14 protein-coding genes are annotated in these 13,746 nt (G+C 33.3%); 8 read left to right on the top strand and 6 right to left on the bottom strand.

All coding sequences use genetic code 11. The features are described 5' to 3' along the window. Positions 1-74 precede the first annotated feature (74 nt). Positions 75-581 (top strand): OsmC family protein, encoded by a 507-nt coding sequence (locus AOG54_RS04645; protein WP_048101674.1) that lies wholly within the window; start codon positions 75-77, stop codon positions 579-581. 54 nt (positions 582-635) lie between these two features. Beyond that, on the top strand, positions 636-1,589 hold the full coding sequence (locus AOG54_RS04640) for an alcohol dehydrogenase catalytic domain-containing protein (protein ID WP_055032491.1): 954 nt from the start codon (positions 636-638) through the stop codon (positions 1,587-1,589). Here the strand turns inward: AOG54_RS04640 and rpe are convergent. Beyond that, positions 1,584-2,234 (bottom strand): ribulose-phosphate 3-epimerase, encoded by a 651-nt coding sequence (rpe, locus tag AOG54_RS04635; protein ID WP_054964084.1) that lies wholly within the window; start codon positions 2,232-2,234, stop codon positions 1,584-1,586. The two genes, AOG54_RS04640 and rpe, sit on opposite strands and share 6 nt — an antisense overlap. Positions 2,235-2,430: 196 nt before the next feature. On the opposite strand from rpe, the gene AOG54_RS04630 reads away from it, so the two are divergent. Then, positions 2,431-3,960 carry an ABC1 kinase family protein gene (locus AOG54_RS04630; protein ID WP_156324213.1) on the top strand — a complete coding sequence of 510 codons (1,530 nt, stop codon included), beginning with the start codon at positions 2,431-2,433 and terminating at the stop codon, positions 3,958-3,960. Between the two features lies 1 nt (position 3,961). On the opposite strand, the gene hsp14 is transcribed toward AOG54_RS04630, so the two are convergent. The 5 genes from hsp14 to AOG54_RS04605 form a co-directional block, all read right to left on the bottom strand. Beyond that, positions 3,962-4,342 carry an archaeal heat shock protein Hsp14 gene (gene hsp14 / locus AOG54_RS04625; RefSeq protein ID WP_052656759.1) on the bottom strand — a complete coding sequence of 127 codons (381 nt, stop codon included), beginning with the start codon at positions 4,340-4,342 and terminating at the stop codon, positions 3,962-3,964. Positions 4,343-4,378: 36 nt separating this feature from the next. Continuing rightward, positions 4,379-5,287 carry an ArgK/MeaB family GTPase gene (locus tag AOG54_RS04620; RefSeq protein ID WP_054964081.1) on the bottom strand — a complete coding sequence of 303 codons (909 nt, stop codon included), beginning with the start codon at positions 5,285-5,287 and terminating at the stop codon, positions 4,379-4,381. Beyond that, positions 5,274-5,726, bottom strand: a complete 453-nt coding sequence (locus AOG54_RS04615; protein ID WP_054964082.1) for a cobalamin B12-binding domain-containing protein — start codon at positions 5,724-5,726, stop codon at positions 5,274-5,276. The genes AOG54_RS04620 and AOG54_RS04615 overlap by 14 nt, the downstream gene beginning before the upstream one ends. Further along, positions 5,695-7,401 carry an acyl-CoA mutase large subunit family protein gene (locus AOG54_RS04610; RefSeq protein ID WP_055032490.1) on the bottom strand — a complete coding sequence of 569 codons (1,707 nt, stop codon included), beginning with the start codon at positions 7,399-7,401 and terminating at the stop codon, positions 5,695-5,697. The genes AOG54_RS04615 and AOG54_RS04610 overlap by 32 nt, the downstream gene beginning before the upstream one ends. Positions 7,402-7,645: 244 nt before the next feature. Beyond that, positions 7,646-8,302 carry a hypothetical protein gene (locus tag AOG54_RS04605; protein WP_236692466.1) on the bottom strand — a complete coding sequence of 219 codons (657 nt, stop codon included), beginning with the start codon at positions 8,300-8,302 and terminating at the stop codon, positions 7,646-7,648. Between the two features lie 238 nt (positions 8,303-8,540). Here AOG54_RS04605 and AOG54_RS04600 point away from each other — a divergent pair, with 238 nt between their 5' ends. From AOG54_RS04600 to AOG54_RS04580, 5 genes are all read left to right on the top strand, one after another. Further along, complete coding sequence (locus tag AOG54_RS04600; protein ID WP_054963895.1) at positions 8,541-9,482, top strand: DUF5305 family protein; 942 nt, start codon at positions 8,541-8,543, stop codon at positions 9,480-9,482. Beyond that, positions 9,479-10,678: a signal peptidase I gene (locus AOG54_RS04595; RefSeq protein ID WP_055032488.1), complete on the top strand. Its 1,200-nt coding sequence runs from the start codon at positions 9,479-9,481 to the stop codon at positions 10,676-10,678. Before AOG54_RS04600 ends, AOG54_RS04595 begins: the two co-directional genes overlap by 4 nt. A gap of 34 nt (positions 10,679-10,712) precedes the next feature. Then, a complete protein-coding gene (locus AOG54_RS04590) occupies positions 10,713-11,348 on the top strand; it encodes a winged helix-turn-helix domain-containing protein (protein ID WP_054963893.1) in 636 nt (211 codons plus the stop codon). Between the two features lie 88 nt (positions 11,349-11,436). Then, positions 11,437-12,042 (top strand): winged helix-turn-helix domain-containing protein, encoded by a 606-nt coding sequence (locus AOG54_RS04585; protein ID WP_054963892.1) that lies wholly within the window; start codon positions 11,437-11,439, stop codon positions 12,040-12,042. Between the two features lie 144 nt (positions 12,043-12,186). Then, positions 12,187-12,744, top strand: a complete 558-nt coding sequence (locus AOG54_RS04580) for a hypothetical protein (protein WP_156324212.1) — start codon at positions 12,187-12,189, stop codon at positions 12,742-12,744. Positions 12,745-13,746 lie beyond the last annotated feature (1,002 nt).

Below are 13,746 nucleotides of genomic sequence, written 5' to 3'. Positions count from 1 at the left end.
TATTTTTATGTTATTTTATTATTTTCCATTTAACAATATTTAAATTTGGCATGATATTTAATTTTTGATATAAAATGGTGAAAATTATAAATAATATAGATATGGAGAAACTTGAGCAAACATCTAAAAAGGTGCATGAAAATGGTGGTCATTTCGGATCGGAAAAACATATAAAAGGTGAATTCCATTTTGAAGGAAGTCCGATGTTTACAGCAGAATTATCATCAGAAAAGGCAAAATTTATACTGGGTGCTGATGAACCCGGCGTTCTTGGCGGTCAGGGCACACATGCAACGCCGCTTAATTATTTAATGATGGGTGTTATGTCATGTTTTGCATCCACCGTGGCAATACAGGCTGCAAAGAGGGGTGTCAGGCTAAATAAGTTAAATTTCACAGGTCATTTATATTATGACATAGGTCCAGTTGTTGAGGATTCAAATTTCCCAATAATAAAATCTATAAAAATAGATGTTGAATCCGATAAGGACATCAGGGATATTTTAATAGCATCAAGGAAGGCATGTCCGGCTCTGTATGCAATGATAAATCCTATACCCACAGAAATTGCCCAGATTTAAATCAATGTTAATGTCACATACTAAAATTTATTAGTTTTTTATTATTTATATATCATGAAGGCTGTAGTAATTAACAATTTTGGCGCTGAAAACCTAGAGATAAGGGATGTGGATGAACCATCCGGCGGAATAAAGGTTATGGTTAAAAAGGCAGGGCTTAATCCACTTGATTACAACCTAATAGCCGGAAAGGTTGTTTATGGTGTGTCACCAATGCCTCATATACCTGGTTCAGAAATTATGGGAATTGCCATGGAGGATGGAAAAAATATTAAAAAAGGAGACCGTGTAATAGTTTATAATCGAATATTTGACGGAAGCTGCGAAATGTGTATTTCTGGAAATGAACATTTATGCTATAATGGTGGAATATGGGGAGTTGTGACCAATGGCGGATATTCCGAATACATATCAGTGGATGAAAAAAATCTTTTTAAGGTTCCGGATGTAATAGATGATAACACTGCTGTTAGCATAGGTATAGGTGCATTAACAGCATACCGCGCAATTAAAATGGCCAGGCCTGCACCGGGCTCCAAAATACTGGTTTATGGTGCTGGAAACACAGGAATTTTTACAGTCCAGATTGCAAGGATAATGGGCCTTGATGTGTATGTGTATTCAAGGAAAAATGAGCTTGGCAAATTCGGCATAACCGTATTTAATAAAATACCTGATGATTTTCAGGCAGATACTGTTATTAACCCTCTTGGCAATGGCCTTCTTTCAGAGTCATTGAAGCATGTAAAAAGGCGCGGTAAATTAATTACATACGGTGTTTTAACCGGAAGAAATTTTGAGGCCGATATAGCAGATATATATACAAATGAAAAGCAGATTATTGGGTCCACAGGTGGAACAAGACAGGATCTTTACGAATTACTAAAAATAATGAGTTTAAACAGGTTCTATCTTCCTGTGTACATGGAATACAGTTTGTGGAACATTAAAAAGGCGCTGGAGGATTTTACAAACAGGGAAACTGGAAGGATAATATTAAATCTATAAATTTTTTAATGTTTGAATGCTCTTATATATATCATTGTTAAAAATGTAGGATGCTGATACAAGGATATCAGCACCATTTTCAACGCACTGTTTTCCGGTTATATCATTAATTCCACCATCCACCTCTATTCTTGTTTTTAAATGTTCTGATTTAATATAATCAGAGGCCTCCTTTATTTTGGGAATTATACTGTTTATAAATTTTTGACCCGAAAAGCCAGGATAAACAGACATTATTAATAAGATCTCAGATCCTGGAAGGTATTTTTTAACCTTTCTAAACTCTGTATCTGGGTTTATTACAATTCCGTACCTTATACCATCCCTTTCAAACTTATTTATAAGTTCCCCTATATCCACGGGAGATTCATAATGAATTAAAAGAACATCCGCACCGGCAGATAAAAAATCTCTGTAATATTTATCTGGGCGGTTTATCATTAAATGCGCATCAAGTCTAAGCTTTGTTGATTTCCTTACTGCCCTGATAAGATCAGGTCCCATTGTTATATTATCCACAAAATTTCCATCCATTACATCAAGATGAAATGAACCTGCACCTGCATCCTCGCATTTTTTAATTTCACTCTTTAGATCTGATAAATCGGAAGAAATTATTGACGGTGATACCTCTATATTTCGCATATTTTGTAATTTATTACATTCATATATGCTTTTTGCAAGATTTTTTTTATATAAAAGTAAATCGTTAAATGGCAATACGGAAAGTTTAAGCATATTTTGATTATTTAAGATAGCATATTAATGCCTTATTAAATAATTTAATACAATGTTAATATAATTGTATGAATGCATTAAAAATAATATTAGGGGGATACATTTGCCGGATGAAATTAAGGATATAAGAAAACTGGAAATAAAATATATGATTAAACTGCTTCCTGTATTTAGACGGTTTCTTAGGGATAGAAAAAAATCAAAAAAAAGTGAGGAATATGATTATTTAATAGAAAAAAATGGAAGAAAGGCAGTGAATGTGTTTATTGAGCTTGGCCCCACATTTATAAAACTTGGGCAGGTTCTATCTGCAAGACCGGATCTGCTTCCCAAGGAATATCTAAAGGCCTTTGAGGACCTTCAGGATAATGTCCCACCTGATGACTTTACTCTGGCAAGGAAAATTATTGAAAAAAATGTTGGAAGGATCGAGGAGAATTTCGAGCAATTCAATGAAAATGCAATATCTGGTGCATCATTGGGTCAGGTGTATATTGCCAGATATAAAAACCGTGATGCTGTTGTTAAGGTTAACCGTTATAATATTACATACATACTTCAAAGAGATTTAATAATCATTAAAAGGCTGCTCAGGCTATTCAAAAGATTTATTGATAACTACCTTTATATAAGCATATCCAGTGTTATTTCAGATTTTTCTGTTAGAATATATGATGAGGCCAATTATTTTATAGAGGCCGAAAATCTGAGAAGGATAAAATCAAATATTTCAAAATATGGAATAATTATACCGGAAATATTTTTTGTTTCACGTGAGGTTATAATCCTTGAATATTTGCCAGGAATTAAAATAACAGATGTCAAAGGCTTAAAAGAGGCAGGCATTGATACAAAAAAACTGGCCTATAAACTTGACCTCACATTTATAAGAATGCTGTTAAGAAATGATATATTTCATGCTGACCCACACCCTGGAAATATTGCAGTGACATCACAGGGCAGCATAATACTGTATGATTTTGGCATGGTTGGAAAGCTTGATGATAAAACAAGATTTTCCCTTCTTAAACTATACGATGGACTTATAACAAAGGACCCTGATATTATAATAGACTCGCTTTTAGAATTAAACGCATTATCACCTGCCGCAAACCGGGGAATAATAAGGAAGGCAATAGAATTATCCATAGCAAATCTGTCAGGAAGGAATGTAAATGAGATGGATATATCAGAACTTCTTGAAATTGCAAATAATGTCATTTTTGAATTTCCATTTCATCTTCCAAGGGAGCTTGTACTTTACATGAGGATGTCCTCACTTCTGGAGGGCATATGTAAAACCCTGGACCCTAACTTTAAATTTGTGCTTGTTCTGCAGGAAATACTGTATAATGAGGGCATGCTCAACGAACTTTACAGAAAGGAGCTTTCGGATTTTATCTCAAAATCAGTCATATCAATTGAAAAGGGCCTTGATGTGCTTCCACTTTTAAAAAGAAGGCTTGAAGAACAGACGGATGCGGTAAATCAAAAAAATAACAAAATACCGGTTACCATATTTTTATCAGCCATTTTAATATCGCTCTTTATATTCTCCCATAATTATCCTGTGATTGCATATCCATTGATGGTTCTGGATATAATATTTTTTATAATATATATAAAAAAATAAATTATTCTATTTTAACCGTTTTAACATTTTTCACAGGTATCTTTACTGTTAACACACCATCCTGGTATTTAGCTGTAAAATCAGCCTCACTGTCTATCTCAACGGGAAGAGAAATGCGTTTAAAGACCTTCTCTGGCCTCTGATTTTCATACAGATTACCATCGGGTTTAATTTCCCTGTCAGCCCTTATTATAAGGGCATTTTTTTCTGCCGTTACCTTTATTTTATTCTTGTCAAAACCAGGTAGATCTGCCTCTACAGTTAATTCTCCCCCATCCTCATAAATGGTAACTGGTGGATAGGCATAGCTCATTATTTCCCTTATGCGGTCATTAATATTCTTCATAAATTCGTCTGAATAAAATTTAAGTGGCCTGTACATAATAAACCTATTATTTAGGTATACAAAAACTTTATGTTATTTTTCTAGATAACCAAATTTTTGACCAGCAACATTTTTCATTATTTTTTCAGCAGCGTAATACGGGTTTTCATTCTCAATATCAGCAGAGTCTATATTATTTATGTATTCTGAATATATTCTGTAAATTTTTTCCATTATTATCTGCTTTATTTTTCTTTCGTTTCTTCTATATTTATTCTGGTATTCCCAGTCATTTATATATTTAACAAACCTGTCATAATTTTCAAGTGTCAATGAATTCAGTCCAATAACAGGAATATCTGCCTTATTGCTCATATTTAACGTTTCCCTAATATCTTTAATTGCCATGTATGAATCCTCCCTATCCATTTTATTAACAATAAAAATATTTCCTATCTCCATTAAGCCTGATTTCACTGCCTGTATTTCATCACCAAGTCCTGGTGCAAGTATTACACAGGTTATGTCAGCTATATTCATTATATCAAGGTCAGACTGTCCAGAGCCAACTGTTTCCACTATAATGTAATCACTGCCTGATGCCTCCATCACCTTAATTATATCCCATGAATATTCAGACAGGCCACCCTCATAAAGCCTATTTGATGTACTCCGCATATAAATATTGTACCTGCTTAATGCCTCCTGCATTCTTATTCTATTTCCCAGTATTGACCCCCCTGAAAATGGACTTGCAGGATCAACAGCAAGTATTGATACCTTGCCGGTTTTTGCAAGCATTGGCGCCAGATTTCCTATTATTGTACTCTTTCCAACACCCGGAGGGCCTGTTATGCCTATAATTTTTGCACTACCGTGGCTGTATATCCTTTCTATTATTGCCTCCCTTGCACTTTCATCATTTTCAATCAATGAAATTGACCTTGCAATCATCCTTTTATCCCCGGCAAGGATGCCGTTTACAATATCATTTATATTCATTTTTTCTCAGTTCCCTTACCTCTAATGCCCTTTTTGTTACATGGTCAATTATTACATCAAGCCTGGTGCCGGGGCCAAAATTTCCGGTAACACCCATTTTTTCAAGTTTTGGCTTATCCTCATCAGGTATGATTCCACCACCAACAACAGCTATATCATTTATTCCACGCTTTTTAAGTATGTCCATGACCTTTTTAAATGCAGTCATGTGTGCTCCATTTAAAAGGCTTAGGGCTATAACATCCACATCCTCATTAACTGCTGTGTCCACCACCTCCTCCGGCGTTGGAAGCAAACCAGCGTATATTACCTCCATTCCAGCGTCCCTAAAAGCCCTTGCCAGCACAAATATCCCACGGTCATGTCCATCTATGGCCGGCTTTGCAAGAAGGACTTTTATTGGTGGCTTAATAAATTTTTGGTTCTTTCCACTCTCCAAATATCTCCCTCCCTACATTTGATATTTCCTCAATGGTTGCATAGTTTCTAACACAGTCCATTATATATGGCATAAGGTTAACCTTTTCATCCTGCATCGCATCCCTTAATCTATCCAGTGATCTGGATACCATCTCATTATTCCTTTTTGTTTTTAATTCCTTAAGCCTCTTAACCTGATTTTTTTCTGCTATTTCATCAATTTTTAATATATTAATTGGCTTTTCATCCTCCTCAACATATTTATTCACACCAACCACTATGTCGTCCATGTTTTCTATTCTAAGCTGCTTTCTATATGATGTCTCGGCTATTTCCTTCTGTATATAGCCCTTTTTAACTGCATTAAGTATTCCACCCATTTTTTCTATCTCATCAAGATATTTATAAACTGCCTCCTCCATTTCGCTTGTAAGCCTTTCAACATAATATGATCCACCAAGTGGGTCTATAACGTCTGCAATGCCGGATTCCTCAGCTATTATCTGCTGTGTTCTTAATGCAACCTTCACAGCCTCATCCGTTGGCAGTGCCCAGGCCTCGTCATATGAATTTGTGTGGAGACTCTGGGTTCCACCAAGCACCGCAGCCATGGCCTCTATTGTCGTCCTTACAATATTATTTAATGGCTGCTGCCATGTAAGTGTATATCCTGAAGTTTGTGTATGGAATTTTAACTGCATGCTTCTTGGATTTTTTGCCCCATATTTTTCCTTTAATACAGTTGCCCATATTCTTCTGGCCGCCCTGAATTTTGCAATTTCCTCAAAGAAGTTAATAGAGGAATTGAAAAAGAACGACATCCTTGGTGCAAACTTATCCACATCAAGCCCCGCATCTATGCCTGTGTCAATATAATAAAATCCATCTGCCAGCGTGAATGCAAGCTCCTGAACTGCACTTGATCCAGCCTCCCTTATATGGTATCCTGAAACACTTATGTAATTCCATTTCGGAACATTTTCTGTGGAGTAGACAAGCATGTCCCTTATAAGTCTGATATGGGCCTCAGGGGGATACATCCACTCCTTCTGGGCAATGTATTCTTTAAGTATATCGGCCTGAACAGTTCCAGATATTCTGTCTAAATTCACACCCTTTTTCTGGGCAAGAACAAAATACATTGCGGTTAATATTGCGGCAGGTGCGTTTATTGTCATCGATGTACTAATTTTTGAAAGGTCTATGCCGTCGAATATCCTCTCCATATCAGCCAAAGAAGAAACATTAACACCGCATTTCCCGACCTCACCCTCTGCACGTGGGTTATCACAATCGTAGCCATAAAGTGTTGGCATATCAAAGGCTATGCTCAATCCAGTTTCACCATTGCTTATAAGATACTTTAACCTTTTATTGGTGTCCTCAGGTGTTCCAAACCCAGAAAACATCCTCATTGTCCATAATTTGCCACGGTACATGTTTGGATAAACGCCCCTTGTGTAAGGATATTCTCCAGGCATTCCCAGTACCTCATCAAGATTCTCTGGGAGGTCTCCCCTTGTGTAAAGCTCCTTTATTTTAAAATCAGATGAATTTGTGTAATTTTTTTCCCTGTATCCTGTTTTTTTATTCCAGTCAGCAAGTGTTGAATTTTTCCATCTTTCATATTTTTCATCTATTTTAAATGATTTCTGAATCTGGCTAACTTTTTCCTCATAAAATGAATTCTGCATACTTGCTTAAGTCATAAAAGAATTAATATTTTTCTTTTTTGAATTAATTCATGTTTCATTAAAAATAATGTTGTTAATATGACTATTGGTCATGGTCTTATCCCAAAATTTTTAACATATATTTATTTTTCTTAAGGTAACCTTAAATTAAGTACCTATAAAATTTATAATGCAAATATAATTAAAATTATACAATTAATTTAAAAAAATTAAAAGGTTAAAATAAAAAATTAAAAAAATATTTTTACGGGTCTGATACAATATCCAGAGTTATTGTAAGCGAAAAGTCAGATCCCTGGTAATGGTTTACATCATTACCGCCGCTGTTACCCAGGCCTATCCATATATCCATTACTGCTGTGCCCTCTGGGCTAAGAGATGTGTTAAATCCAGATGACTGAGTTACATTGTATATGTATCCTGTGCTTTTCTCAAGGTCATTCATAAACGCTGCTTGAGAAACCTGCATTTTGCTTATTGATTGTCCATTTGGGTTGTATGTAGCGTTTGATGATGTTGTAGCTGTGGTGGTGGATGATACCATAAATCCTACTGTTCCATTGTTTGTTATTACAGCCTGAAGTTCAACATACTCACCAGGCGCAAGGTTTGTCACGTTGACAGTAAACTCTTTTCCACTGGTCGCTGTTGTGTAGAACTGGTTGCCTAGAACGAGCTTATATGAATCATTGGCATTATGGTATGCTTCTCCTGTTCCTATCTCGTATATGTGCCCATTTGGCCCCTCAACGGTTATTGGCGTGTTATTGGCATTGGTGCCAATAAGGGTCATTTCATTTTCCCAGGTCAGATGACCTGCTGTGTTATTAATGGTAACAGTCGAATTCCCAGAGAATGCGGAGAACGCAAAGGTTCCCCCCAGTGCTATGAGAATCGGCACTACCAATAATACGGCTAACTTTTTATTCATTTAGTCACCAGAAATTAATTTTTTGATGGCTAATAAAAAATAAGAAAATAATAATAAGGCTAATATTTTAATAACTGTTATCACAATAAATCCTTAAAATAAGTTGGCAAAAAATATTAGACATAGCTATTATACTAACAATTATTATTTATCATTACTAAGTATATTTAATAAATAAAAGTTAAAACATTCCCGGCCCTTAACATTTATGAACAAAAAACTATACATTACATTAATTGTAATTTTTGCATTACTCATTATTTTCTCATCAATAATAATTATGGAGCCAAGGGAGCATACAAAAAATATTAACGTTACAGATTTTGCATCAAATGCTCAGATTAATGTTAATGATTCTTTAAAAAATAACAGCCTTTATAGTGTTAGTACACTGTATAACCCATCAGTAATTTATAAGAATATATCAAAAAACATGACAGTATATGTAACCGGAAATTTCCTTGCATCCGAGGCACAATCGGTTTTAATTCAATATACTGTATATGCTGTCTCATCTGAACCCTCGTGGACAAGAATATTTATGCAAAATTCAAGCAGTTTTACCTTTTCCGGGAGCCATGAAATTAATGATATGGTTATTCCATTAAATATATCCGGCATTTACAATAAGGCTGCAAGCATAGATAATGAACTGGGTTATACTTCCAGCATGCCTGCAATTGATATAAACTTAACAATAATTGACGCAAATACCGGAACATCATCATCAACAGGGATAATAATAAACGGTGCAAATAAAGAATATACAATATCTTATGGAAAACCGGCTAGCATGACCTCCGATACTGACGTTAAGGATTCCTATGGTGGCAAACCGGTAATTCCAGAACCGCAACTTTATGGATACATTATAATGGCAGCATCCATTGCATCAATAGTTATAATATCACTGTCCTTTTTGGGCTTCCCAAAAAAGAGGAGTGAGATGGATAAAAACATCGATGAATACTCAGACAGAATTATTGAAATTAAATACATGCCCAGGGGAACATCTATTAAGGTTGATTCATTCTCGGATCTTGTTAAACTTTCAGACGCATATCATGAACCGTTATTTTACATAAAAGAAAAAAACCTATTTTTTGTATTTCACGATTTTAAGAATTATGTATACGGTGATAATATATGAAAAAAACATTTTTTCTTATTATTATTGGATACATTTTTTCATATCAAATGATTTTACATTATACCAAAAACGCATGGCTAGCTGTAATAGTACCGGCTATTATATTTATACCATTGATACCCAAAATAAAAATAAAATTTAATAAAGATGTAATAAAACTGGGCATACTTGCATTGTTCATGGAATTTTTTTTAATAGAACCTGGCCTTGTATTTAAAAAAATTGTATTTCATTTTTATATAATCCCATTTTTAACAAGCGTTGTTTATTCCATCATAACTGCATTTATTTTTATACTGATTCTCATGGCAATTAAGGAAACCAAAATCAAGAGTTTCCTGCTCAGAGGTTTACTCTTTGGTTCATCTGTTTTACTTTATTATTATCCATACAGTGCCCTGATTAATACAAAAACAATCTTCTCATTTGCCGTTTTCAATATAATTTTTATATTTTTTCTGGGCATTACAATTATATTTATTTATAATAAAAGCGTTTATAATTTCCTTGCAACATTACTTTTTATTCTTATTTTCGCAATTTTTGCATCTTTCCCTATCATTATAGAAATCTCAAAATATTATTACCTTATCTGGCAGATGATTACTCTTTCACTTATAATATTTTTAACAGATCTTATGATTAAAAACTCCTTTGAATTTTTAAATATTTTCAGGAGTAATAAAATTAATTTTAAAAAATTGCTCAAAAATTCCAAATATATTATAATACTTCTGGTGGTTATTACCATTCTCTCAATTGCAATATCACCTGGAATAACTGAACACAGTTACTTTGTTATAGGAGACCCCACAGGAAGCATGTATCCTGTTATTAAACCAGGGTCTGTGCTTGTTGTTGGTCCTATTAACACAAAGTCAATTAAGGTGGGCGACATAATAGTTTTCAATGCCCCCTGGGAAAATGGAACGCTTTTCGCACATCAGGTTATAAAAATATGTCACATCGGAGGGCATGAGTATTTTAGAACCAAGGGTGTTGCCAATCCGGCCCCTGACCCCAAACCGGTTCCACCATATGACGTTAAGGGACGCGTTTTGTTTGCAATTCCATATCTAGGTTATGCATTAATTTATTCAAAACTTGTCCTTGCCGTTGTATTTGTTGGAATAGCCGGAATTTTAATATACCCCGGAAAGCGGGGTTCATGGAAGAATACTAATATGAGGTGGTAGGAATGGAAAATTATAAAAAAATGAGGTGTGAACAATGAGTGATAATCTTACAGTTTTTTTCGACAGTTCTGAATGGGAAGAATCATTTAATGAATATCCTGGAAAATTAAGTAAAGATTACATCCCGGATATTGTTATAAAATCAAAATCTGGAGAGGAGCGGATACCGGTTCTTTTATTATCCGGGGAATCTAATAAAAAATTGAAAAAACTTCAGGAGTTCATTGATTATGTGCCTGGAAGCTCATTTAATAGGAGAATCTGCATATATTCTGGTAATATAACACCGGAAATAAGGATAATGTGCAGTAAGTACAATATTACCCTGTGCAGAAAAATAGTAATTAACCATGGAAGTTTTTATAAAACAATAGAGGCGACAGATATTAAAAAAAGCTCAGGTCCCAGCGATGGCCATGGCATTGATAAAATCCAAAGAAGGGAAAAAATCTTTATAATACGTGAGATGCTGGAGGCCATAAAATTAAGTGATGGAATGAACATAACAAAAATAATCTATAAATGCAATTTAAATTATCAATATGCAATAAAGCTTCTTGAGGATCTTGCCGGCAGAGGGGTAATTCAACTTATAGATTATAAGGGAGGTATAAAATATAAAATTACTGCAACTGGTATTAAATATCTTAATGATCTTAAATCAATCTGATTTAATCATTTAAATGCTTTTATTATACAAATGATCTATCATAATCATCATAACACAAACTTTATTAATACGATAATGTTTAATATTTATGAACAAAAATAATGAACTTCAGGTTTTTGATTTTGAACATTTATGTCTTGATAATCCAAATTTTTTGTTGGAAAACGCCAAAATCATACTAACAGAAAAGGGGAAAGTTTTGGTTTTGTTTCTTTCGGGAACCATAATTGATAAGATAAATATTTTAAAAAATATTAAAATTCCGGAAGATATTCCATTATATGCAAAAATTGGTATATACTCTGGAATGGTAGATAGCAACATTAAAAAAATTGCCCATGAACATGATATTAAACTAGTTAAACAGCTCAGCTTCAGATCAAGTTTGTATAATATTATTATACGGACAAACGATAATAAAACAAAAATAAATTTTTTTGATAGGGAATCAAAAAGATCAAAGATTCAGATAGAAAAGGAAATACTTGAAATATTGAATTCTAGGGAAAAAATGCCAATAACAAAAATAGTTTATAAATGCAATTTAAATTACAAGTACTGTTCAGATTTACTTAACGATTTAATAAAAATTAATACCATTGAGGTTCTTGAAGAAAAGATGGGTATAAAATATAAAATCACACAGTTTGGTAGGGAATATTTATCCAATTTAAAAAAACTTGGAGAGATTTAAATTCTATCACTTCTAAACATTCTTGTTTGTTTTATCTTATTGGTACATTATTAAAAAATAACTCAATATAATTATAACTGTGTATTTAAAATTTGGAACATTTATACATATGAATTTAATATGTGGATTTCCAATATAAAAATAATGGTTTATGAAATCATAACCCTGATAATATATTTTGCAATTCTTTTTATTTTCTTATTATACATAAGAACAAGAATGAAAAATCTGCTTAAATTAATGGATAAAGAAAAAAATCTTACAGATCTACTTTTTTTAAAGCGACTTCTCAATTTTTTATATAAAAATAATTTAATAAAAAATCTTGAGATATTTCTTGAAAAACTAAGCACATCAAACGATTCAAACGTTCTTGAAATATTTAAGGATATGATACCCGAGGCGGAAAATGATATTATTAATATATATAAGCCATTGAATAGATTTGTGGAGCTTAAAAAAAAGTATGACATGATTAATGAAAACTATGTTTGGCTATTTTATTTTTCAGTGGCCTATTCAATTATTTTAATTATTATTTTTTTAATTAATTTTTTCAAATTAAAAATAATATTAAATATTTATTTCAGCTCAATACTTTTCTGGGCAATTTTAATTATGGCCGTAATAACATCAATAGCCATGGCAGTCCATACATTAAAACTCATAATGGGAACCTTAAATGAAATAGGGTCTGTATAAACATTTATTTAATTACCGGTCACTGGTAGAAAATCTAAATACAATAAATTCAAAAGATTATGGCCTCTAACAGATTTTATTAAAGTTTTAATCCAATACAATAATTCCAATCATCAGAGAGTAATATTCTTATATTTATGGTATATATTCTTATTTAGAATATATGGTGACTTTAAATTTTGGCATCTGTAAAAATTGCGGTCATGAAATTGTTTTCTTTGAAGGTCAATGGAAGCATCACATAACCCGGGCTAATCTATATCATGTCCCACACTGGCCTGCAGGTCATGTTATAACTATTGACTGCAAAAGGGATTCCTGTAAGTGTTTAATGCCAGAACTTGATGAATCAAAGGGGCAGAAATCAAGAATGGTTTTATTGGATAGACATACGGATAGATAGGGGAAGATCATGCTGCTATACACTGTAAACAGGATCATGACCGTCGCGATGTATATAGGTATACTTTCTCTTCTTATAGTATCGATTGGGTTATATTTATATTACTCTGGTGTGTACACAGATAGCACATCAAACATCTTCAATATTGGAAAGTCACTATTTTTATTGTCTCTAATTTTTCTCATTGTTGGCTGGATATACAAAGTCAAGAAAGGCAAAGCCAACAAAGGATAGGTTTAAGAATATAATAATTCAATGACATTGTTGAGGGCAAAAAATTGAGTTTTGGTGAATATATTTATCATATAATATTGGTCACAATTGTTTCCATGGTCTTGTTAGTCATGAATATTATGGCTTTTAGCAAAAGATGGGGCCAATTATCTCTTTATTTTTGACCTTGCATACGTAGTTGAAATAGGGTAGATTATGTTGCCCTATCCTTATATCCCGGTGTGGAAATTAAAAATGAAAAGGGATAATTATTCGATTAAAATAATACTGCCTGCCTATTCATTAAAAATAAGACTCAATGATAACTGTAAATGGGCCCGACCGGATTCGAACCGGTGACCTCCTCCGTGTCAGGGAGACATCAT

This window comes from Acidiplasma aeolicum (assembly GCF_001402945.1).
Classification (GTDB): Archaea; Thermoplasmatota; Thermoplasmata; order Thermoplasmatales; family Thermoplasmataceae; genus Acidiplasma; species Acidiplasma aeolicum.
Note: the sequence above shows the minus strand (reverse complement) of the source record. Positions and strands in the feature narration are given on the sequence as shown.